This is a genomic window from Streptomyces sp. NPDC051136 (assembly GCF_044455745.1).
Lineage (GTDB): Bacteria > Actinomycetota > Actinomycetes > Streptomycetales > Streptomycetaceae > Streptomyces.
Genome location: NZ_JBITFE010000001.1, coordinates 1073919 through 1095967, shown reverse-complemented (window position 1 = coordinate 1095967; position 22049 = coordinate 1073919). Strand labels below are relative to the sequence as shown.

General features: G+C 66.8%; 16 protein-coding genes and 1 pseudogene. 7 read left to right on the top strand and 10 right to left on the bottom strand.

Annotated elements, in window-relative coordinates; translation table 11 throughout:
- Positions 1-126: 126 nt before the first annotated feature.
- Positions 127-513 (bottom strand): hypothetical protein, encoded by a 387-nt coding sequence (locus tag ACIBCJ_RS04890; protein ID WP_365980972.1) that lies wholly within the window; start codon positions 511-513, stop codon positions 127-129.
- A 456-nt stretch (positions 514-969) separates the two neighbouring features.
- On the opposite strand from ACIBCJ_RS04890, the gene ACIBCJ_RS04885 reads away from it, so the two are divergent.
- From ACIBCJ_RS04885 to ACIBCJ_RS04875, 3 genes and pseudogenes are all read left to right on the top strand, one after another.
- Positions 970-2412, top strand: a complete 1443-nt coding sequence (locus ACIBCJ_RS04885; protein ID WP_365980973.1) for a hypothetical protein — start codon at positions 970-972, stop codon at positions 2410-2412.
- Between the two features lie 17 nt (positions 2413-2429).
- Positions 2430-2903: pseudogene (locus tag ACIBCJ_RS04880) on the top strand (DEAD/DEAH box helicase); the annotation flags it as partial.
- 21 nt (positions 2904-2924) lie between these two features.
- Positions 2925-5078 carry a helicase C-terminal domain-containing protein gene (locus tag ACIBCJ_RS04875; RefSeq protein WP_365981093.1) on the top strand — a complete coding sequence of 718 codons (2154 nt, stop codon included), beginning with the start codon at positions 2925-2927 and terminating at the stop codon, positions 5076-5078.
- A gap of 1111 nt (positions 5079-6189) precedes the next feature.
- Here ACIBCJ_RS04875 and ACIBCJ_RS04870 read toward each other — a convergent pair.
- A complete protein-coding gene (locus ACIBCJ_RS04870; RefSeq protein WP_365980974.1) occupies positions 6190-9045 on the bottom strand; it encodes a P-loop NTPase fold protein in 2856 nt (951 codons plus the stop codon).
- Between the two features lie 158 nt (positions 9046-9203).
- On the opposite strand from ACIBCJ_RS04870, the gene ACIBCJ_RS04865 reads away from it, so the two are divergent.
- Positions 9204-9599 (top strand): hypothetical protein, encoded by a 396-nt coding sequence (locus ACIBCJ_RS04865; protein WP_365980975.1) that lies wholly within the window; start codon positions 9204-9206, stop codon positions 9597-9599.
- Positions 9600-10068: 469 nt separating this feature from the next.
- A complete protein-coding gene (locus ACIBCJ_RS04860; protein WP_365980976.1) occupies positions 10069-10848 on the top strand; it encodes a hypothetical protein in 780 nt (259 codons plus the stop codon).
- Between the two features lie 279 nt (positions 10849-11127).
- Here ACIBCJ_RS04860 and ACIBCJ_RS04855 read toward each other — a convergent pair whose 3' ends face one another.
- Positions 11128-12357 (bottom strand): hypothetical protein, encoded by a 1230-nt coding sequence (locus tag ACIBCJ_RS04855; protein ID WP_365980977.1) that lies wholly within the window; start codon positions 12355-12357, stop codon positions 11128-11130.
- Between the two features lie 463 nt (positions 12358-12820).
- Here ACIBCJ_RS04855 and ACIBCJ_RS04850 point away from each other — a divergent pair, with 463 nt between their 5' ends.
- Positions 12821-14410 (top strand): hypothetical protein, encoded by a 1590-nt coding sequence (locus ACIBCJ_RS04850; RefSeq protein ID WP_365980978.1) that lies wholly within the window; start codon positions 12821-12823, stop codon positions 14408-14410.
- A 33-nt stretch (positions 14411-14443) separates the two neighbouring features.
- A complete protein-coding gene (locus ACIBCJ_RS04845) occupies positions 14444-15535 on the top strand; it encodes an IS630 family transposase (RefSeq protein ID WP_365980979.1) in 1092 nt (363 codons plus the stop codon).
- A 206-nt stretch (positions 15536-15741) separates the two neighbouring features.
- Here ACIBCJ_RS04845 and ACIBCJ_RS04840 read toward each other — a convergent pair whose 3' ends face one another.
- From ACIBCJ_RS04840 to ACIBCJ_RS04810, 7 genes are all read right to left on the bottom strand, one after another.
- On the bottom strand, positions 15742-16089 hold the full coding sequence (locus tag ACIBCJ_RS04840; protein WP_365981094.1) for a DUF6527 family protein: 348 nt from the start codon (positions 16087-16089) through the stop codon (positions 15742-15744).
- A 50-nt stretch (positions 16090-16139) separates the two neighbouring features.
- Positions 16140-17309 (bottom strand): ThiF family adenylyltransferase, encoded by a 1170-nt coding sequence (locus tag ACIBCJ_RS04835; protein WP_365980980.1) that lies wholly within the window; start codon positions 17307-17309, stop codon positions 16140-16142.
- Positions 17284-17544 (bottom strand): multiubiquitin domain-containing protein, encoded by a 261-nt coding sequence (locus ACIBCJ_RS04830; RefSeq protein WP_145887661.1) that lies wholly within the window; start codon positions 17542-17544, stop codon positions 17284-17286. The genes ACIBCJ_RS04835 and ACIBCJ_RS04830 overlap by 26 nt, the downstream gene beginning before the upstream one ends.
- Before the next feature lie 114 nt (positions 17545-17658).
- Positions 17659-17943: a DUF3892 domain-containing protein gene (locus tag ACIBCJ_RS04825; RefSeq protein WP_163038170.1), complete on the bottom strand. Its 285-nt coding sequence runs from the start codon at positions 17941-17943 to the stop codon at positions 17659-17661.
- A gap of 1184 nt (positions 17944-19127) precedes the next feature.
- Positions 19128-20036: a hypothetical protein gene (locus ACIBCJ_RS04820; RefSeq protein WP_365980981.1), complete on the bottom strand. Its 909-nt coding sequence runs from the start codon at positions 20034-20036 to the stop codon at positions 19128-19130.
- 80 nt (positions 20037-20116) lie between these two features.
- Positions 20117-21067: a hypothetical protein gene (locus ACIBCJ_RS04815; protein WP_365980982.1), complete on the bottom strand. Its 951-nt coding sequence runs from the start codon at positions 21065-21067 to the stop codon at positions 20117-20119.
- A gap of 643 nt (positions 21068-21710) precedes the next feature.
- Positions 21711-21998 (bottom strand): helix-turn-helix domain-containing protein, encoded by a 288-nt coding sequence (locus ACIBCJ_RS04810; RefSeq protein WP_365980983.1) that lies wholly within the window; start codon positions 21996-21998, stop codon positions 21711-21713.
- Positions 21999-22049: the final 51 nt, after the last annotated feature.

Here is a 22049-nt window from a genome sequence, read left to right as displayed (position 1 = left end):
CACGACGAGCGCACAGAGCAGGGCCCGAGCAAGCTGAGAGCTCCTGGCGGGCTGGCATCTTGGTTGTGAACCCGTCTACCAGGAACTCTCTTCATGCTCTGCCGGCGGCATCGAACCAACCATTCGTCAGGTCGGCCGATGTTCAGTGCCCGGTTTCTGCAGTAGATCTTCGCAGTCGCAAACGGGGACGGCCCGGTAACCGGTCTCCCGGACCGCTTCCAGGACCGTTGCCGTGTCCGACGCGACAGCAGTTGTTGAGGCGGCACGACGAGGTTGGCACACAAGGAGCGAGTACCAGTCCAGGAACTCCACGTCAGCGTTGGTGCCTTCGTAGTCGTTATGATCCCACTCCACCTCGACACATCCGTACGAGATCACGCGATCTGGTCCGAGCGACACTTTCAATACCGCTGCCAACCGCTCCATCAACCGATCGCGGCTGGGAGCGGCAACGTAGATCTGACACTCAAGGTCCGCGTTCGCCCCGGCCGGCCCAAACGTGCTGTCCGCCATGAGCAGATCCTCCCAGGTCAGCGAGGCCTGCGTAACCTGTTACAGCCTCGACAGCATCACCCGCGGGGTGAGCGCCGACCTTGAAGCGCGATGTGCAGTTGGAAAAATGCTGAGTGATCGGGTGGAGGCCCCGCGTGAGCAGGAGTGACCCGTGCTGCCAGATCTGCCAGGTGGTGGTCACCGGTCAGCGAGCCCATAGGGGCGAGAACAATCTGTCGTACTGCTCTTGCTCGTTGCCGTTGAACAGATACCGCCCGCGCATGAGGGAGTCGCCACCCATCCAGTGGGACGTCACTCATTGGGATGCAGCTGGTAGAGCCCGCGCGAGCGGAAATGCCTTTGCTGCCAGGCGGCGGGCATGCAATCTGCGGCCCGGCGGCTCCACGTGGTGCGGCGCCTACGCCCCCCTCGCGGTCCCTCTTCCCACACCCTGCACCGGGACCTACTGTCGTTCCCATGGCCAACGGGGTGTTCCACACCGGGCACGGCATCGAGATCAATCTGACGTACGAGGATCTCGGCAACCCGGGCTATGCCGGACTGCTGGAGGAGATCACCCAGCCCGTCGATCAGCGCTCCAGGAGCCTGCTGCAATGCCTAAAAGACTACAGGGGCGAGGATTGCCAGTGCGCTCTGGCCGGCAAATCACCGTGGATGTTCGTGCGGCGCCGGCGCAGCCACGGGCAAGTGACGTGGGTGGCGGCGCATCTGCCCCTCACCCATGCGGCGACACCGCAGGAGAGCGACAAGCACAAGGCGATGAAGGAGCGGATCGCTCGCACGGCAGCGCGGCACGGGCTGGATGTGGAGACCGAGGCCCGGTCATCCGACGGGCGGGTCGTCACCGATGTGCTGGTGACGGGAGCGGGCGCGCGCGTCGGGTGGGAGGCCCAGTACTCCCCCATCACCGCGAACACAGTACGGCGGCGCTCCGCCAAGGCCCGCGAGCGCAACATAGCGCCGCTGTGGGTGACGTCCGACGACTCTTCCGCCCTGATTGACCGTGCCCCGTGGACGCGTGTCGATGACGTGCCCTGGCAGCGCATCGTCTCCCCGCTTGCCCTCATCATCCGCGGCGGGGTCCGACACCTGCAGATCTGGAAATGCACTCCCAGCAGCGAGCGCCCCTGCCCCACCGCAGGTGGCACCTGCCGGATGTGGCACAGCGGCTGGTTCCTACCCGCCCTGTGCATTCCTCAGGAACGTGCCACCGCACTGGACGAACTCGTCGTCACCAGCGCTGACGGCGAGCACCTGCCAGTGCGCTCCCGCGACCCGCAGGACGCGAGGCGCACCTCCTACCTGTGGGCCCTTGCGCGCGACGTCGACCGTTGGCGCGAGATCACCGCAGAGGCCGGCGACACATCCGAGCCCGGCCCGGTCGACGACGAGCCGGTCACCTACCGGGAGCAGGAACTCGACATTTCCTGCCGCTACGGGGAGGAAGGCCCCCACACCAGCAGCCCGCGGCCGCCCCGCGACAGGACCTCGGCCATCGGGCTGCACATTCGGCCACGCTCCCGCCGATGCCCTCCTGCAGCCCTCGAGGCCTGTTGCCCTGCGCCTGTCACCGCGCGAGCGCCTCGTCGTCGCAGCGGAACTGAGGTGCCCGCCCTGGGAGGTAGGGCCCTGCATGCTGTGTTCTGCCCCCATCCACCGCTACGGGCCCCGAAGCCCCAAGGTATGTCCCGCCTGCCGCATGACTACCAGTTCCTGACCGTGGAACGGCGGACACCGCCCCCGGGAGCGTGCATGCGACAGCCCGTGGCGTGGCCTGGAGATCGTTCGTCTGGTTCCACGGACAGGCCCGAGTCGGGGGTCTCCTTCGGACGCGTGGACATGCATCACTACCCCCGCATCCAGTTGTTGCCAGCGGCCGGGCATGCTGCAGTACTTTGAGAAGTCGAGCAACGGGGATGGATGCTGAGCTCTTGTCAGCTCAGCGGGGGGAACGGAGTGCAGTGGCCTTCAAGCTCAAGTCCGCCGAGGCGGCCATGCCGGAAGACCCGGTCGACCTGTATCGGATTCTTGCCCTCACGAACCGTGGGCCCGAATTCGTGTGGGGACACCAACAGGATGTCCTTCGAGACTGGCACGAAATGAAGTCAGACACGTCAGACGTAGCAATTGAGCTGCCGACCGGGGCGGGTAAAACTCTTGTCGGAGGACTGATCAGCGAGTACCGTCGCCGCAAATACGGTGAACGTGTCGCCTACCTCTGTCCCACGCGGCAATTGGCGCGGCAAACGGCAGCGAAGTTCGACGAGTATGGGATTCCGAACGTACTGCTCGTCAATCGCGTGAAAACATGGAATCCAGCCCACCAGGCGCAGTACGAGGCAGGGGAAGCCGTCGCCGTCAGCGTCTACAGCCACGTATTCAACTCGAATCCGGCTCTCGACAACGCTGGCATGCTCGTCCTGGACGACGCTCACGCGGCCGAGGGGTACGTGGCCAGTCCGTGGAGTCTCGCCATCTCCCGCAAGACCGAGGAGAGTGCGTACCTCGACGTTCTCTCCGTGCTGAAGCCCGCACTGGATCCACTCGTCGACACCCGGCTGCGCGCTCCGAAGACAGAAGACCCCTCGGCGTACGTGTACCTCGCCTCCCCCATCGGTGTGGCCGAGCAGTCCCTCCCCCTCGAAGCAGCCGTCGCGGCAGCAGCCCACGGCTCGAAGCTGAGTACGGACGCCTTCCATGCCTGGAAGTTCCTCCAAGGGCGCCTCGACCGGTGCCTGATCTACGTCTCGTACGGACAGATCCTCATCCGCCCGCTCATCGCGCCCACGGCGCAGCACGAGGCCTTCAGCAGCCCTGCCCGCCGCGTATACATGAGTGCGACCCTCGGAGACGGCGGCGAGCTCGAGCGTGCCTTCGGGCGAAGGAAGATCGACCGTATCCCCGTCCCCAAGGGCTGGGAGACCCGGGGCACCGGGCGACGGTTCTTCATGTTCCCCGAACTGACCGACGATCTGTCTACGGCGCCCGCGCGGGTACCCGCCTTCGTCTCCGGGGTTGTCAGCAGCGCGGGACGAGCGGTCATCCTCACCCCCGACAGCCGTACCGCCGAGGCCTTCGCCAAGGAGTGCCTGCCCGAGACATACCCCGTCGTGAAGGCCAACGATGTCGAAGACGACCTCACTGCCTTCACCGCGATGGACCAGGCGGCTCTGCTCCTCACCAACCGCTACGACGGCATAGACCTCCCCGGAGACGACTGCCGGCTCGTCGTACTCGCAGGCCTGCCCGCCCGAGGAGACTTGCAGGAACGCTTCCTGCACGAATCACTCGGCGCTCTGGAGGTGCTTCAGGAGCGCATCCGCGCGCGTATCGTGCAGGGCTCGGGCCGGGCCACCCGTAACAACAAGGACTGGGCGGCCGTCATGGTGCTCGGCCGGTCCCTGACGTCGTACCTGTCCGGTCCAGACGTCCAGGGGGCGCTGCACCCGGAAGTCCACGCCGAGGTCGAGTTCGGACGGACGAACAGCTTGGGCACCACCTCCAGCGAGATGCTCGACAACCTCGCCGTCTTCCGCAGGCATGATCAGGACTGGGCTGCGGTCGACACCCATATCTCCTCCCAGCGCGAGCAGTACACCCGTACCGTCGCCCCCAGCTCCCGTGAGCTGCACAACGCGGCCCGGCACGAGGTCGCGGCCTGGGAGGCGATCTGGAACAACCAATTGGACTGGGCCCTCACCGCCGTACAGCGCGTCCTGGACCAGCTCAGGGGCGAGCGGACACCCCAGCGCTATGCCGCGCTGTGGAACTACCTCGGATACAGCATCGCCGAGCGGCTCGCGCAGCAGAGCGGAGACTCGACGCACCGCGCCACCGGGGCCCGCTACTACCGCGAGCTCCAGCGCAAGGCGCAGACCAGCAGTTTCCTCGCCCACATTGCCTCGCCGAGCGACCGTGCCCACGCGCCCATCCTCGGCGACCTCGACCCCGTTGATGAAGCCGCGATGCTCGCCGTCATCGCCCGTACCGAACTGCACCGCCCCGAGCCCTTCGAACGCGCCCTCACCGAAGCGCGGGCCGGCCTCGCAGGCACCGAGTACCGCGCCTACGAAGCCGGACTCGTCCACCTCGGCACCTTCGCCGGCGCCTCGGAGAGCTACGGCAACGACGACGACGCCAACCCCGCAGCCCCTGATGCCGTCTGGATCTTCGACGACGCCCGCTGGGTCACCTGGGAGGCCAAGAGCGAAGCCACACCCACCGGTGAGATCGGCCCCGACAATGTCCGCCAAACCCAAGGACACCTCAGGTACACGGAGGCAGAGCGAAGGACCTCTGCGCCCAGCGGCTCCATCGCGCTCCTCATGTCCCCCAAGCCGAAGATCATGGCCGCCGCGCGCATGCTCGCCGACGACGAGACCTACCTCGTACGCCCGCCAACGGTCCTGGAAGTCTTCGACCGCCTCATCCGCTCGTGGCGCACCGCCCGAGCACGCACGATCACAGTGCTCAGCCCTGCCGAACTCGCCGACATCTTCCGGGCCGAGCAAGCGCTGCCATCACAGTGGCTGCCCCTGCTGAAGGCGACCCCGGTCAAGGAGTAATGAAACGGCACGTGGGTCCCTCAGGCCGACGGGTATGAGGGACCCACGTCCGCACCGGCTCTCTGCCAGCAGACCTCCAGACGGGAACGACTTCGTGACCTATCCGGGCGCGGAGGCGGCGGGCCGTCGCTTCCGGGGGGGGAGCAACAAGGTCATCGGCTGGCTGGTGACTTCTGCAGCATGCCCCGGAAGCAGTACGAGATCTTCGGTCGCATCATCGTTCTCTATACCCAATCCAACGCAGAAGACGGGCAAACTGCGCTAGAATGACCAGGTCAGAGAGGGTAACGCCCGCGCGAGCGGGGATGACTCCACGCGGTTCACGCGTTCTTCAAGGTCGATCATGTGACGCCCGCGCGAGCGGGGATGACTCCCAGACTACTTCCATCGTCCGGCCCGCCCCCGGGCAGCGCCCGCCCGAGCGGGAGTGACTCGACCGTGATCGTCTTGGATGACTTCACCACCGAGTCGATCCCGCGCAAGCGGGGATGACTGGGCTGGCGTGCTGCGCACCAGTTGGACGTACGGGTAGCGCGCGCGTGAGCAGGAGTGACCCGTCGGTACGGTCGCCGAAGCGCGCTCTATGGTCTCGACGATGAGGCGTGGCCGGCGCGAGCGGGATGATGCGTCCTTCGTGGCACCATCATCGGCGCCCAGACCGTCGAGCCCGCGCAACCGGGGAATTCACGGCGGGAGACCCCGCACCGACAGGTTCCTGCCTCATCGTCCGGCCCAGATCTGCGACACGCGTAGGGCTGTGGCAGGGGTTTCAACGACACCACAGCCCTCGCCCTGTCTCCTGGGCGTGTGGGTGTCTCGTCGATCTCTGCCAACGACATGCTCCTGCGCACGTAGGCGGTATCGATGCGCGGCCTTGGACCGAGCGGCGGCCGCTTCCTTCGACTCTGGAATCATCCGGTCTGGCGTATCAGTCTCTTCGTGCGGCGCACAAGTCGGTGATGACCCTGCGTCTGCGGTCCGCCGGAACGCTTACGGACCGGCGTGTGGGGCTGTCTCGCAGATGCGACACACCAGCTGGGACCCCACAGCGCACGTCACCCACGCGTGTGGCGGCTGCCTCTTGGCGCGCGACGGCTGCGCGCCGTCCTGGTCAATGCCTGTCCGACGGGTCGGCGAGGCGGGGAGCGCGGCTTGGTCGCGTTCTGCGCCGGCCGAAGGAGTCCGATCCGTGCAGAGGGCAGGACCATCGGCGCAGGACGGACCCGAAGATGTCGATGGTCGGGCTGTCGTTGAGGGACCAGGCCTTGCGGATGCGGGTGATGAGGGTACGGGCGCTGTGCGGTGAGATCGTCAGTTCCAGACGTGCTTCAGCGAGCCGTTCGAGCGCTCCGTAGGGGCCCTCCGCCTTGGCTTCTTCGGTGCGGCGGTCGAGACCGGGAGCGGTGAGGATTTCGAGGAGGGTGAGCGAGAAGTAGCTGTATGCGGCGGCTTCCTCGATGAGCTGGCGGGCGCCGTCCGCGATGTCAGCAGAGAGGGGCCTGGCGTCCGCGGGCTGGTGGGCGAATTCCCCGAGCGCTTGTCGCAGCGGGCCGTCGGTGCACTCGCACTCTGAGGTCTTGAGGTGCCCGCAGAGCGTGCGGAGGTCGCTGAGAATGCCGCTGGTGTCATGAGTCCACTGTTGCTTGCCGAGCAGGGTCCGAAAGCCGGCGAGGGTTTCGGAGAGTTCTTCGAGGATGAGCTCGCGGGCGATGTGGGCGAGTTCGTGGGTGCGGGTCTTGACCTGAATCTCTTCGATCTGCAGGCCGTAGCGGAGCAGATCGCGCAGGAGTCCGCCGGAGAGGCTGTGTGCCAGAAGCGCGGTGTGGACGGTGTGGTCCTGGGAGCGCCTGTCGAGGATGGTCTTGGCTTCTTTGAGGGTGCAGGCCTCGACGTGGATGATGTCGTCGAGCGAGCTGTCGGTGACGTCGCGGTGGGGCAGGCCGCGGCGGACGAAAGCGGCGCCGACGTCTTCGGCGACGGAGATCAGGTAGTAGACGTGGCGCACGCCCAGGATGGCCTTGATCTCCGCGAGGAAGGCGAGGGCCTGGGCGTCGGAGCCGAGCCGGTCGACTTCGTCGATGCCGATGAGGACCCGCTTTTTGCGGCGGGCGAGCGTGTCGGCGATTTCGGTGAGCAAGTCACGGAATTCTTCGACCAGGGCGGGGAAGTTCGGTGGCACTGTGGAGATGGACGTCGCGTGCGAGCCGCCGAGTGACATGATCTGGGCAGTGCCGTTGGAGAGGGTGTTAGTCGTCGTCTGGATGGTCTGCAGTCGGTAGAGGTGGTTCTCGCAGCGGGTGACGAGGTGAGGTTTGGCCGGTCGGGGCTTCCATCCGGCAGCGCGGGCGAGAAGGGCGCCGGCGACCATTCCGGCGAGTCGGCTCGGGTTCTCTGTGTCGGCGAGCAGCGCGTAGGTCGAAGGGGTGCGCACCAAGATGTACACCAGGTATGTGCCCAGACCGGCAGCGAGGAGCCGGTAGGCGTCGCTGGCGTAGATGGTCCAGTAGCCGATCTCCATGTGGGCTGTGCGGAATTGGGCGAGGTTGCTGGCCGTCCAGGAGCAGAACCATCCGCCGGCCAGGAGCGCGGTGACGAGGATGGTGCTGAGGTGGACGTGCTGGGCGAGCTGGCGGATCTGCGGATCGAAGAAGGCACTGCCCAGGCTGGCGAGGGCCAGCAGGATCCCGAGCTTGGCGCCCAGTCTGCTCCACAGTCTCCCTAGGAATCGGGGAATCCAGGGGTCGTGGCGAGAGAGCCACCAGGCGATGCCGGCCACGATGACCAGGACGCTCGTCACGACCGCGTCGCCGTTCCAGACCTCGCGGAGCCAGGCGTGGACGGCGTGGACGGCAGTGTCTGCGGCGTCGGTGGCCGAGTTCTTATACTGGTCGTACAGGGAGCGGGCCGCCGATGAGGCACCGAGGACCAGCAATGCCCCCGCGGGCAGCGCGAACGAGGACCAGCGGACCAGCGCTGTGAGGCGGCGGCGGGTGCTTTGAAGCAGGCGGTGGAACGGGGACAGTCGGGCGAACTCCGGTACCGGGTAGTTTTCGTAGTCCATGTACTTCTGGCACAGGCGCACGGAGAGCGAGATGAGGAAGTCGTGCGGGGCGTAGGTGGCCGGAGCTTGGGCTACGAAGCCGAAATCGGCCTGATCTGCCGCGTTTTCGAGCAGGGTGGACTTGCCGACGCCGCGGGGACCGCAGACGGCGATGGTGCCTTCATCGAGGTGGCTGAGCTTTCGCTGTAGCTGTTCCATGGCCTCAGTGGGGATGGCGAAGCCGGGCGCTCGCGGTGCACGCAGGCCGGTGGAGGTTCCCTGTGGGACGAACAGGGAGTCGGGATCGTCGCCCAGGAGATTGCGGATCATGGCGTCCATGACGGGAACGACGCCGTCGTCGTGCAGGGTCTCGCCCCAGAGCACGGCGCGGTAGCCGAGTTCGACGCGGGCCCCAACGCGAGAGATGGCGAGCGATCCGGCGATCAGGCAGTAGCGGAGGTTGAACCAGACAGCGGTGCCCCTCCAGAACAGAATGAAGGTCAGCAAGGATCCGCTGATCAGAGCGATCAGCAGGGCCAGCACGCCCCAGGTGGTGAGCACGATGAACCCTGCGCCCAGCAGCACGCTGCAGACGACCTTCCAGGGCCACTCGGTCTGATCGGCAGCTGCCTGCTGCCGGGCCCGGACGCGCTCGAAGCCGACTGCGGCTTTGTCGTACGCGGTCTTCTGCAGCGCGCCGTCGACCTTGGTGTAGACCGCGGCACGGTACTCCGGGGTGTGCATGTCGTTGAAGACGTGACGACGTGAGGCGCCAGGCCGTATGCCGAGCTTGTGTGCGCGCGGAGGGGCATCGACGGCCGCCTCGACGCACCGCTCGTAGACTTCGTCCCGGCTCGGACTTCTGAAGAGCTGCACCTTCTGGACCACTGGAGCCAACCAGGGCTTGTTCAAAAAGGTCCACAGCATCCGCGTCGCCTCCCCCGGGTCTTCGGCTCGCGGATGCTAACGCTGCTCAGCCCCGGATCGCAGGCGCGCTCCGGCCCGTGGCTGAAACACGTCTCCGTGCCGCGAGAAGAGAGCGGATGCCCCGGCAACTCCCGCACTCGGCAGGGAGGATGAGGGTTATGACCTTCTCCTGGAGGATTCCGCCGTGGGAACGCTTTGAGGACTGCAAGTATCTGGCGGTGACCTTGACGGACGCTGGTGCCGGCCAGTTCAGATTCAACTCGGAAGGAGTGCGAGGCGATGACGCCATCGAGGCGCTGGCCGACCTGCTGATGACTCCCGGGTCTCTGCTGGGGCTCATGCCGTCGTATCCGGCGCTCATCGGCGTCGTGGTGAGGCGTGGGATCAGCACGGACTGGTTCGCGGAGCCTCCGGTCAAGGTGGCCCGGGATGACCGTGGCCGGTGGCATATCGCCATCGCGGAAACCGACCTGCCGGATGTCACGGTGTTCACGCCGGCGGAGATCGCCGGTCTGGTGAGCCGTCTGCGGTCCCAGTATGGGCGTGTCGGCTGAGGCGTCTCGCCCCGCTGTTCCCAGGGACCGTCGAGTGCTGCGCAAGGCAGGTCCAACAAGCGCCGCGGATCCGTGCCGTCGCCGAACTACTGTTGCCCATGCGAGCGAGGTGACTCTCCGCGATCTACTACGTCGCGGGCGCCGGACTGGTATGGAGCCCGCGCGAGCGGGGGTGCCCCGTACGAGGAGCGCCGGAGAGAGCCGACCTTCACCTCGTCCCTGCGCTAGCAGGAACGACGTCTTCGCCTCCGATTTTCGGCATGGCGGTCTGCTCCACCTGATTCCCGCCGCACGCTTGTTCGCCTCTCCCCAATTCATTGAGACCGTCACCGGGGAAGGTGAGTTGTCCGGGACGTGCGAAGTGAAAGTGCCCAGAGGGATGTGGTGTTGCTGACCTCTTGCCCCAATCCGCCGCCGCAGTCAGCTCAACGGCAGTAAGACAGACAGTCGGCAGTGGAGAGGAGAGGGCATGAGCGCGGTGCAGTGGGTTGTGGTTGTTGTCATTGGCCTGGGCCTGTGGGTGTTGTGGAGGCGGCACCGGTTTCCTGGCGGGTGGGCCTTCGCGTTCAGCTTGAAGTACGAGAGCGACCGTGAAGCGTTGGCCAGTGCACGCCAGAGGGCGCGGGAGGTCTCCCGCAGGGCGGCCGAGACCGAGTCTGCTGCGTTAGCTAGTCTCACTTCGGCGCAGAGCGCGTACGAGCGGAGGCTGCGTCAGCTGGAGCAGCAGCTTGCACGACTGCGCAGTCCCGGCGCCGGTGAGCGACTGGGCGGCCTCGGTGAACTCGTCCTGTTCCGGCACGTCCTGATGGTGACGTCCGGGCCGGGGACGCGATCGATCGAGCTGGCCGGCCTCGATGCCCGCTTCGACCCGGGCAAGACCAACCACTCGATTTACCTCACCGATGCCACCGGGCGGGTGCACCGTGCGAAGTACCCTCACCTTCTTCCTGCAACGGACGGCCAGCAGCGGTTCGACGAGGAGGCAGTGCGCGACTTCACCGTGGCCATCCAAAACGCCGTCGCGGAAGAGAACAGCTTTCGCGCCCGGCTTCCTCACCAACTCGCGACGGCTGAAGAGGCGTTGGAAGAAGCCAGGGCAGACACCCGTGCACAGGAAGCAGCGCACGACCGGCTCACCCAGGTACGGCAGCGCAATCGCCAGGACCCGCATCGCAAGGCCGCAGACTCCAAGCTGGAGGAGGCTCTTAACGACTGGGAGAACCTCACGGGGCGCGTGCCGCCCGCGTAGTCATCGAATCACGGTAGCTGCGCGCCCACCTTCACCGAGGAAGTCTGGCCGCCAAGGACCAGCGGCCTGCGCGAAGCGCCGGACCGTCGCCGCCGTTTGTGTGAAGTGTGAGCACCCGATGCGGGAGGTGCCATCAAGGTGTCGGGCGGTCCGACTCGTGGGCACCCTTTGCCCTGCAACGTCGTGCCCGAAGATGATGGACAACTCGGGTGCCTGCGGCGATGACCGAGGATGCGGCAAGGGTGCCGAGGAACTCAGGCAGTACAGAGAACAGCATGGTCATGCCGACTCACCGCCGGCGTGGACGGTCAGGGAGCGGCGGCGGGCAAGTTCGGCTGCGAGACGACGACACTTGCGCCGCACCCGCTCCCCGAAGGCAATCGGATCGTCAGCGCCAGCTTGCTGAGCGGCTTCAGTCCAACTCCGCACATTGGGATCCGCCCAGGCCAGGGCAGCAGCCCGTTCGGCTGGCTGCAGGGCTCGGATGAGGGCGGCGAGCCGTGCGTCTTCCGGGTCGTGTTCGAGGAGAGGGGCCTCGGTGTCGGCGATTCCGGATGCAAGATCATGCAGGCTGAGGCCATCGCCCAGTGGAGTGTCCAGCAGCAGTACCCGGCCGTGCCGGGTCCGGCGACGCCAAAGGGGCACCAAATGTCGATGGGTGATGCGAGCCTCCACGCGCAGTCGGGTCACCGCGGCGTCATCGAGACGCTGCCCCAAGAACAGCGGTTCGGCCCAGTCTCCGAGCAGGGCCGTGGACACGGCTTCTCGCCAGCGGGCGCTGCGCGCCAGCCCCAGTACGTCTGCTGCAAAGGCTTCCACGAGGTAGTCGTATCCGGCCAACGCCGCCTGCCGCGCTTCCAGCGCCTGGACAGCGCGGGATTGCAGGGCCGATCGGTCAGACTGCGGGATCAGCTCCGAAGTCGACTCTCCGGTGCGGTCCGGCAGGTAGAGCGTGGCCCGTCGAGTGTCGACGGTGCCATCGCGATAGACGGTCACAGGCGGAAGAGGCGGGGAGCCGTAGCCACCGATGAACAGCGTGGCAAGCCCCTCGCCCGGTGCGGGGCTCAAGACCCGGAATGTGACCATCGAAGGCGTCGGCCTGTCGTGCCCCATAGTCTGGCCGGGATGGCGGATGGGCAGTGCTGGCGGTTCACAGAGCCTCGCGATGACCGATGCCGGATGTCCCGCAGCAGGGAGGGCAGCAGCCTCCGGTTTGCAAACTTCGGCAGCTTGTTCCCGCATCCTTCCCAGGAGAGCCTCGGAAGGTGGAGGCGCGCCGACGAGGAAACGATCACTTTGTGGCTGTGCCGTATGGGCAGCCTCATGGCCCTTCACCAGCCTTGGGATGCGCAGACGCAGCGTCGGCCAGTCCTCCAGCTTCCCGCCGTCCATCGGATCGATCCCCCACTGGGAAGACGACCAGATAGCCGCAAGCAGTCCGGCTGAAGCGTCGATCACCGGCTCCAGGAAGGCGAGCAGGCACCTCCTGTTTGAAGACTTGCTGGGCACGCACGAACTCCTTACGGGTTAACGAGAAGACCTTCTCTCCTCAGCCCCTGCAGGAGGCCGCAACGGCAAAAAACTTCACCCACCCTCATGTGATGGTCATCACATGAGGGTGGGTGAAGTAGAGGCCACGGACGTGCGGTGAGCCGTCCAGATGTCAGGCGGAAGCAAGGTCTTCCGACGCCCTCGATGCGGCGGCCCGCAAGAACGCCCCAGATCCGAACCCCGCCACGGGCGGGCTCGTTGCACCGCACGGCGCCTGCTCACGGGAGGGTATCCCTCGACCTGGGCCGGCGGTGTCCTGAGCCCGACTCCCCCATCGCCGCCTGCGCCGCGGGCGCGTCGGTGACACAGCATCGCCGGCCGTGCCGATCCGGCCTTGAGGTGCTGGCTCACCTTCGTCTGCTGCATCCGCCGGACTGGCTCATCGTATGTGATGGGGGTCTGGCCTGGAAGAATGCGATGCATGTCGCGTGCTTCCTCATCAGGTCCTACGGATAATGCTCAACTCCCTTTGCGGGCAAGGCAACAACTCAAGGCCGTCGTCTTCGATGCCAACGCCTACGGCAAGGCCCGTCCCGACTTCGAGCACCTCAAACGGCTCGCCGGCCGCCTCGCGGCAATCGGCATCGAGACCTGGGTACCCGAGCCGGTGTCGTGGGAGTGGGCCGAGCATGTGGCCCGCGACTGGCAAGCCGTCAAAAACGCCCTACGGCAAGAGCGCGAGGGCATGAAACGGGCCGGCTTGCAAGTGGACACACCTGCGGCGTACTACAGCAGCTGCGACTCTGTGATCGATACCGTGCTGGCCAACTTGAGCGCGATACCGCACGTAAAGATCATCAACCTGTCGGGAGCCAGCGCTGCCGCGGCGTTGAAGGATCAGGTGCTCCAGCACGAGCCGGCCAAGCTCAAGGGCGACGTCAAGACCGGCGCGAGTGACAGCGCCTGGCTGCGCGATGTGCTGGACCGCGCCTCCTCCGACCAGATCGTGATCGTCTCCTCGGACGGTGACGTGAAACGGGCCTTCACGGCATGGAACAAGCCGGTGCCGCTGATCCTGAGAAGGGAGGAACTGCGGCCGACGCTGTTCGATGTAACCGTTGATGACGGGCACGCCCAGTCCTCCATCATGCGCTACCTCCTCAGCCGACTGCCCGTCGGCCACCTCGACGGCGAGGACGAGGATGCGGAATTTGACATCGGCCCCATCCTGGGGCTGGAATCCGCTATCGCCCACGAGAGGGACAGTGACGGCACGAGGCTCAGCACCTACGGAGCCAGCGTGAGCAAGCTCGTCGCTCTCGCCGGACTTTACGACGTCAGCGTCGAGCACGGAGTGCCGGATGACACCGATGGCGCCGCCGCCGGTCCGGAGGAAAACCCGGGCCGCACCCGGCCTGACGATCTCGGGTCCGCCAAGCACGATGTCGCCTACGCCACGGCGTTCTTCCTGGCGGAGGGTGAGGCAACAGTCCAGACGTTGCTCAACGGCGGCGATCCAGAAGTCTCGGTCCTTCACTACGACAACATCCTGGTCCGGGCACAGCTCAGCTTCCGCTTTACGGACGGCGCGATCACCGCGGTGGCGGCAGAGGCGGACGCCACCGCCCTGCTCATCGAGCGGACGTTTGATGATGACGATGACGCACTCAGCGCCCTGGCGGAGGCACTGACCAGCGTTCCTGGCCTCGACCTTGACACCGACTTCCCCTGGAAGGGGAGCTCCGACCTGAGCGCGAAAATCCACGGAGTGCCGGCCCGGGTCGACGTGGACATAAAGCGTGACGGCGGTGATTGGACACTGACGGCGGCTCTCTGGCGCACCGACCCGTCCGGAGAAGATTGCGATCTGACCGGGGAGGTCGAGGTGGCGTGCACGTATGACCCGAGCTCCTGGTGGGGCAGCAGCAGGGACGGGTACCAAGGCCCCGACGCGTACCAGCTGTCGGTCTCCGCGACTGGTCTTCCAGGCAACCACGGGGTGTGGTCCGTGCCCGCCTGGGTCATCGGCAGGATCGACTGGTCCACATTTGATCCGGCCGAAACTGCCTAGTGACCTGAGTCGGAGATTCGTCGTTGGTTGGGCATGAGTCGTCCGGGTCCGAAGATTCCGCCGTTGTCGGTGACTGATGCCCAGCGGGCCGCGCTGGAGGGCTGGGTGCGTCGTCGCACGACGGCCCAGGCTCTGGCCCAGCGGTCGCGGATCGTGCTGGAGTGCGCCGAGGGGCACTCGATCATGGAGGTGTCCCGTCGGCTGCGGGTCACTCCGGACACGGTCCGCACCTGGCGGCGCCGCTTCCTCGAACGAGGTCTGGACGGTTTGTGCGACGACCCGCGCCCGGGCGTCCCGCGCAGGATCACCGACGCGGACGTCGAACGGGTCATCGTCAAGACGCTGGAGGAAACCCCGAAGAACGCCACCCACTGGTCGACCAGGTCGATGGCGGCCGCCACGGGGATGTCGCAGTCGACGATCTCGCGGATCTGGCGGGCGTTCGCCCTGGCCCCGCACCGCTCACAGACGTTCAAGCTCTCCGCCGACCCGCTGTTCATCGACAAGGTCCGCGACGTCGTCGGCCTCTACCTCGACCCGCCGGAGAAGGCCCTGGTCCTCTGTGTGGACGAGAAGTCACAGATCCAGGCCCTGGACCGCTCACAGCCGGTGCTGCCGATGATGCCCGGCGTTCCCGAACGCCGCAGTCACGACTACGTCCGGGCTGGCACCACCACCCTGTTCGCCGCCCTGGAAGTAGCGACCGGCAAGGTCATCGGCTCGCTTCACCGCCGCCACCGGGCCGCCGAGTTCAAGAAGTTCCTCACCAAACTCGACAAGGAAGTACCGGCCGGCCTCCAGGTCCACCTGATCCTCGACAACTACGCGACCCACAAGACACCCGACATCAAGAAGTGGCTGCTGGCCCACCCCCGGTTCCACCTGCACTTCACCCCGACCAGCGCGTCCTGGCTGAACCTGGTCGAGCGGTGGTTAGCCGAACTCACGCAGAAGAAGCTCAAGCGCGGCGTCCACCGCTCCGTCCAGGCCCTGGAGCGGGACATCCGGTCCTGGCTCGCCGACTGGAACGAACACCCCAGACCCTTCGTCTGGACGAAGACCGCCGACGAGATCCTCGACAAAGTCGCCGCCTACTGCCGACGAATCTCCGACTCAGGTCACTAGCCGCGTCGAGGCGGTCTGCGGTGCACGGCCCCGTTGAGGATGATGAGGGTGCGTCGGACCATGCCGGATGGGCATCGGTCGCACACCGTCTTCATCCAGCCTCCTGCCCGGTCCCCGCACGTTCCGCGGCATCCGGGACTCCACAGAGAATCTCTATCGGTGCTCGACAGGGCGGTGCCCGCGCGTTGCGTGGCCCGCTCGTTGGCCTAGCAACGCCACAACTGCAGCTGGCGACGCAGCCTGGCCAGCACCCCTGGCCTGTGCTCTTCTGAATCGCGGGCGAGCAGACGACGGTCACGATCCCTGTTCTGAGCGATTTCTGCCGCCGAGTAGCGCCGACTCCATCGGACACGGCCGCTAGGGATCCAGTAGTGCGACCGGCAGGGGAGAGCCCAGCTGCCGATCGAGGGGGTGAGAGACACGTTCTCACCGTCGTAGGTGATGGACCACTGGGCTGGGGAGAGGGGTGTGACGACCTCGTGGCCGCAGCCGCAACAGCAGAGGTGACCGCAGGTGCGGTAGGGGATCGAGACGTAGAGAACCCCCGAGTCCATCGTTGGGGGAAAGGTCTCGGTGAAGACCGGGCGCAGGGTGTCTTGTGCGGTCACGGCAGGTCCTCGTTGGCGATCTCGTTGGTGATCAGTGAGTACGTGGTGTGGCTCTCGCTGGTGGCATCGGCGTAGATGCCGATGGCGCGTTTCCAGCGGATGACGGCCAGGACGGCGTTGAGCGCGTTGAGATCCGCGGTCTGGATGTTGCGCGCATAGGCGTCGCGTTCGGGCGCCGGCTGGGGAATGCGGCGGCGGGCTGCATCTCGGCGGCCCGGGAGGCTAGTGGTGACGCGCAGGAGTCCGCTAAGGCGGCCGTCGATCTCTTCGATACCCATGCCGACGTCGATGAACGGTACGTCGTGGGCTTCGAGCCAGTCGATGATCGCCGGCTTGCCGGCGGCGGCGTCGGAGGCGAGGAACACGAACGTGGCTCCGGTGAGCAGGTCGAGGTTGTCCTCGTCGAGGTACTGCTCGCAGGCGGACACGCCTCGGTGCATGTTGGCGTAGATCGAAGCGAAGCAGGTGGCCTTGGGCGGGCGTTCACGCAAGGTGTCGAGGGTGGGGGCGCCGGGGGCCCGGAAGGCGTTGTGGTTGTCGAAGGTGTCGCCGTCGATGAGGAGGATCGAGTCGACCTCGGTCTTGGCGACCTGGTCGAGGATGTAGCTTCCGCTGCCGCCGAGGCCAACGATCACAATGCGGTGGCCTCGGAAGTGGCGGTGGACTGCCGCGATACCGGCACGGGAGGTGGCGGTGTCACGGTAGGCGAAGGGGCTATCGTCCTCGATCTCCTGCCATGCCGCGCCGGGAGTTGGGGTGGCCGAGGAGTCGAGTGCCTGCGCCTGGTCGGCGATGATCCTCGCGTACGTGGTGATCTTCGTGTACTCGTCGGGGTAGCCGTCGGGGCTGGGTTTGCTGGAGAGCATGAAGTGCGCCTGCATGCCCTCGGCGATCACCCGGGTCTCGGGATTAGCGAAAGCCAGGGGGCGGCCGTGCTCGTCACAGGGCACGGAGCCGCTGAACCAGATGCGGTGGTCGGTTCCGGAGACCAGCCGGTCCCCGCTGATGGTCACGGGGTAGGCGAGGAAGCCGTGTTCGACGGTGCGGTTCTCGGTGATGTACGGGATGTGCCGGACGATGATGTGGCCCGCGTGGACGACGACGTCGTAGCCGTCGTCGAGGAGGCGGGACAGGTCGGGGTCACGAGCGAGAAGTGCGGTAGGCATCGAAGACCATCCCCTTCTTCACTCTGACGCTGTGGCCGGCGGTGAGGCTGCCCGTTCCGTGGCCGTCGTGGCCTCGGCTGTAGCGGACGGTGTAGGTGTCCTGGTCGTTCGGCGGCTGGCCGGGATAGGCCAGGTCGACGACCTGCTCGAAGGTGATCTCCTTCGCTTCCCAGGTGTGCGGTCGGGCGTTGACGATGATCGTGACGGGCGCGGGCCCGTGGCTGTCCTGAGACATGGGTCCTCCTAGGTGAGGGGGTCGTGTGTTCGCCCGGAGGTGCCCCGGGCGGGGCGAGCGTCCGGCGGGCCACCGCAGGGGCGGCGCGCCGGACGGCCGTGTTGCTGTAGCGGATCAGCGCCGCGGCAGGGCGAGGAGGTTGTTGGTCCACACGCCGTCGGCGCGGGTCCGCAGGTACTTCTCGCCCCGGGCGGGCGTCACCACGGCGACTTCCGTGCGGTGCCCGGCTCGGTCGCTGGTGAAGGCCTTGCCGGCCTGGTTCTCGATCCAGTCGACGAGCTGCGCCCGCGTGTTGTCGCCGGTCTTGCCGGACGCCTGCTCGGTCCACCACAGGTGGGTGATGTGTTCGTGCGTGGTGCCGCCGGTCGACAGGCGCACCGCGGTGATCTGAATAGCCATCGTTCTGGTCCTGCCGGCGAAGTTCCGACGGCGCCCGCGGCCGGCGCCCGGGTTCCGTGATCACCCCTGGTGGGGTGCTTCGCCTGGGACGGACGACGTAACTCGCGGGTAGGGGTGAACGTGGTGCAGACGGCGTTGGCGAGGCGGCAGGCGCAGTTGAGACAGCGGTCGCTGCCCGAGGGGAACATCGAGGGCGGATGCAGGGTGAAGCAGCCTGGGCAGAGGCGCTCGGTGACGCGGGGCGGGCAGGCGCAGCGGCCGCAGTCGGGGCACGGGGGGATGTGGCAGCGCCGGCAGGCGGGGTCGAAGGAGCGGTATTCCTCGTCGCAGTTCGCGCAGATGTCGTCGCGTGACTGGGGGCCGGTGTCACGGGTGGGTGGGGTGAAGGTACGCCAGGGGGCGGAGTCGGTGACCAGGACGGCGACGAGGTAGCCGTCCATGGACGCGGTGTCGGTGTGGAGCTGCCGTCCGAGGATGCCGTCGCGGTAGCAAACCTGGGTCAGCCCACGTGCGTGGCCAGAACCGGTCAGCGCGCGGTCGATGACGGCTATGTCGCCTTGCAAACTGCCGCGTCGCAGGGGCGGGAGGCCGTGGGATGCGGCGAAGGCGAGGTGTCCTGTGGTGTCGAGGAGGAGGATGTGGCCGGGGGCGGGGAGACGCTGGACGGCTCGAACGCAGACGGCCGTGCGGGAGGCGTTGCTCGCCTGCCACAGCCGGGTGATCGCCGAGGCGGTGGGTCCCTTGGTGTCCAGATGCTGGCTGACGAGGGGTTCGGGGAGCAGGATCTCGGCGGCGAACGCGTCGCATGCCGCATCCTCCAACAGGAGGCCACCGTCGGGTTCCGTGCCGAAGGGCTCCATGAGGGCGAAGCTGTTCTTCTGCAGGTGGTGGCCCAGTTCGTGCAGGGCGGTGAAGTCCCGCCGTGCACGGCTGGCGGACCTGGCGACGGACAGGTGCGGCGGCGGGCCGAAGTCGTATGCGCCGGCGACGCTGCACCCTTGCTCCGTCAGATTCTCCTCGACCTCCAGGACGGTCAGCTCGGGCCAGGTTCTCAGCTCCGCGAGGGCGCCGTGTGCCAGACGCTCGGCCGCGCCAGGACGGGCCGCTTCGAGTTCCTGGATCATCGCGGCGGCCTGGGTCCGGGCGGCGCCGGCGAGCACGTAGTTGACCACGCGGCGTGCCCCCTATTCGCCCAGACGCAGTTCGAAGTAGCGGTCCGTGCGTGCCGTCCAGTTCGGCTGTGTGCGGTCGTCGTCGCGTGCTGCGAGCGTGTAGATGCCGTAGGCGGCGCGCAGCCGGGCGTCGCGTTCGGTCTCATCGTGCTGAGCGGCGAGCGTCTTCACCTGCTTGCGGCGCAGGGGACGGTTCAGTTCGTGTACGACGGCGGGCGGCAGGGCGGGGTTGGCCGCGAGCAGCTGGCTGGCCGGCCGCTCGACGTGTTCGGCAAGTGTGGCGGCCTGGTCGGCGGTCAGGGCCAGCTGCCCTCTCCAGACGGCGAGCGCCTGGGGCGGCGGAAGTTTCAGTGCGGCCCCGAGCTGCGCGGCGGTGATGCCGCGGTCCCGGAACAGTTGGTCGAGATCCCCCGATCCTTGGGGGGCCCACTGTGCCGAGGCAAGGAAGGCGAGCTGGTCGGTCAGGACTCCTCGGTACTCGGTGGTCGCCGCGGACGGGGCTGTGCCACTCCCCCACTGGGTGCCGGGCACAGCGTCGGCGAGCGTGCGGGATGTGAGGGCGGGAGGGCGACTGGTCAGCTCGCTGACCTGCCGGTCCAGCACACACCACGGAAGGGTGGCTTCCAGACCCCACCACAGTGCCAGTGGCTGTTCCAAGGTGGTCGCCTGGGCGGGCAGGAGCAGGGTGTCGGGGTCGGTGTACCGTTCGAAGGAGGCTGGCACGGCGTGCAGGGTGTCATCGTCGCCGGCCGCTGTGATCAGCAGAAGCTGGATGGTGTCGTCCCAGACCGCGCGCCAGATCTGGCCCGGTTGCGGGTCCTGGGGTGGTGCGGTGGCCACTTGGCGTACGGCGTCGGGCACCTTCAGGCCCGCCGCGGCGGCGACCAGCCGTTGGTAGGCAGTGGTGTGGACAGAGCTCATACCGTCTCCCCCGTCTCCTCGGCTGTGGTCCATCAGCGCATTCTCTTCTCACTGGATCCAGACGACGTAACTGGGGCTGTTCACGAAGGAGCGTCGCCGCAGCGCGACAGCAGGCCGGTCATGACGGCGTGGGGGTCGCTGTCCGCGGACAGGGCGGTGCGGAGCGCTGTCTTGAGGTTCGCCAGGACAGCAGCCGCATGGGTTTGCCGGATTTCCAGCAACTGCGCCGCATGATGTGCGTCCTCGTCGAGGTAGGGCAGCAGCAGGCGTTCGTTGGGTGAAAGGCGCTGCCAGATGTCCTCGGCCACTGCGTCGACCCCGGTGGGGTCCGGTGCGGTGGTGGCCGCGTGCTGCTCGACGAGTTCGGCCACGGTCCCTTCATCGGCGTACAGCGCGGTGAAGCGGGCCGGCGCCAGGAGATCGAACCGGGCCTCGAGAACCTTGGCGAGGTCTTCCTCCCGCACCGCTCCCTGGGCGTACTGGAGCACGGACGAGAGGACGGTCTTCAGGGCGTGGACCGTCTGCTTGGGTGTGGGGCCGGAATGGTTCCAGCGGGTGATGCCGACACCCCTCACCTGTGCCGCCTGTGCGATGAGATCGTCGAGATCTCCCTGCCACACAGCTCCTTCGGCATGCTCGGCCAGCGCCCAGCGCGGCGGCGAGCCGCTGCTCTTCCGGTAGGCCGTGTCCTCGCTCATCAAGCGGGCGATGCGGCGCCGGAGCTTGCCCCGCGGCGTCTTCTTCGCCTCATCGATAAGGAAGTTCTTGATCGACGTGAGGAACAGCCGCTCCAGGGAGGCCTCGTCGGCAGCCTGGGCGAAGCAGACGGTCACGAACCGTTGTCCCGCTCCCTCCTGGGACAGCATCGCACGGATCACGTCGTAGGCCGCGTCATCGCTCCAGACGGTGTATCCCTCAGGGGGCGGAAAGCCGGAGGCCTGGCGCACCTGGTGAACCAGCCGCCGCAACAGATCAAACGTGGCCGGCCCGAACTCGCCGGTCTGCAGTTCCTCGAAAGCCCCGCTGGCCACGAGCCACCCCCGATCCCATGCTCCCCGCTCGGCGCCTGCAGCCGCCGACCTTCAGGTCTGCATACACCAGCGTGCAAACCCCAGGCGCGCGACGCGCCCAAGACCCCTCACCTCACGGAACAGTGCAACCAACTGGGCCTCTCTGGCCGATCGGCCGCGGACACCCTGCAATGCCACGTCTGCCTGGAGCAGGTCACCGGCATGCGGTCACCGCAACAACGGGGCGACCTCACAGCCGGGGCCGTCGCTGGACCTATAGCGCCCGCGCGAGCCGGAGCGACTCAACGTCTACTGCCCCCAGGTACAGCACACGCCAGCGCCGCCAGCGTGGAGGCGTTTGAAGACCATCTCGATACGCCGTGAGGAAGAAACAGCAGGTCACAGCCGTCTTCGTATTGTGATTCTCAGTGAACTGAACAGGCGATTCTCAGGTTCCTACATCAACAGTTCTCATCTTGTGTCTGCAGTGGTCCCATGACGCCCCTACAACTAGTGGGCGACGGAGATCTCTTACATGACATCGGAATGAGAATCGCCTGTGACCTGGAAGTGAGAGTCAGCAGCTCGCGGCGTACCTGGCAGGGCGGGAGTTCGGCCTGCGGGCCGACGGCGTCGAGGAGCGAGTCGATCGCGTCGAAGTCACTCACCGGCTCGCCCCCTTCGTCTCGGCCCGGACGGAACGGTGCCAGTCGGCGGGCAGCGCCTCGCATGCTCTGGTCGGACCCGCAAGCAGGTCCAGGGCGCCGATGCCGTAGTGCTCGGCCAGGACATCCACGTCGCGCAGGCTCCACGAAACGGCACCCGACTGCCGGCGCGACACCTGCGTCTGCGTCAGCCCCAGCACTGCCGCGACCGACCGCTGCGAGTCACCCGTCACCTGCATCAACGCGGCCACCGTCAGCCGCAACGACTCTTCCAAGGTCAATCCCACGCCCTCATTGTATCCGAGTCGATGCAAATTACGCATAAATATCAGCGAATT

Coding starts and splice junctions, on each gene's coding strand:
- ACIBCJ_RS04890 (WP_365980972.1), bottom strand. CDS start 513: ATGGCGGACAGCACGTTTGGGCCGGCCGGGGCGAACGCGGACCTTGAG.
- ACIBCJ_RS04885 (WP_365980973.1), top strand. CDS start 970: ATGGCCAACGGGGTGTTCCACACCGGGCACGGCATCGAGATCAATCTG.
- ACIBCJ_RS04875 (WP_365981093.1), top strand. CDS start 2,925: ATGCTCGTCCTGGACGACGCTCACGCGGCCGAGGGGTACGTGGCCAGT.
- ACIBCJ_RS04870 (WP_365980974.1), bottom strand. CDS start 9,045: ATGCTGTGGACCTTTTTGAACAAGCCCTGGTTGGCTCCAGTGGTCCAG.
- ACIBCJ_RS04865 (WP_365980975.1), top strand. CDS start 9,204: ATGACCTTCTCCTGGAGGATTCCGCCGTGGGAACGCTTTGAGGACTGC.
- ACIBCJ_RS04860 (WP_365980976.1), top strand. CDS start 10,069: ATGAGCGCGGTGCAGTGGGTTGTGGTTGTTGTCATTGGCCTGGGCCTG.
- ACIBCJ_RS04850 (WP_365980978.1), top strand. CDS start 12,821: ATGTCGCGTGCTTCCTCATCAGGTCCTACGGATAATGCTCAACTCCCT.
- ACIBCJ_RS04845 (WP_365980979.1), top strand. CDS start 14,444: ATGAGTCGTCCGGGTCCGAAGATTCCGCCGTTGTCGGTGACTGATGCC.
- ACIBCJ_RS04840 (WP_365981094.1), bottom strand. CDS start 16,089: ATGGACTCGGGGGTTCTCTACGTCTCGATCCCCTACCGCACCTGCGGT.
- ACIBCJ_RS04835 (WP_365980980.1), bottom strand. CDS start 17,309: ATGCCTACCGCACTTCTCGCTCGTGACCCCGACCTGTCCCGCCTCCTC.
- ACIBCJ_RS04830 (WP_145887661.1), bottom strand. CDS start 17,544: ATGTCTCAGGACAGCCACGGGCCCGCGCCCGTCACGATCATCGTCAAC.
- ACIBCJ_RS04825 (WP_163038170.1), bottom strand. CDS start 17,943: ATGGCTATTCAGATCACCGCGGTGCGCCTGTCGACCGGCGGCACCACG.
- ACIBCJ_RS04820 (WP_365980981.1), bottom strand. CDS start 20,036: ATGAGCTCTGTCCACACCACTGCCTACCAACGGCTGGTCGCCGCCGCG.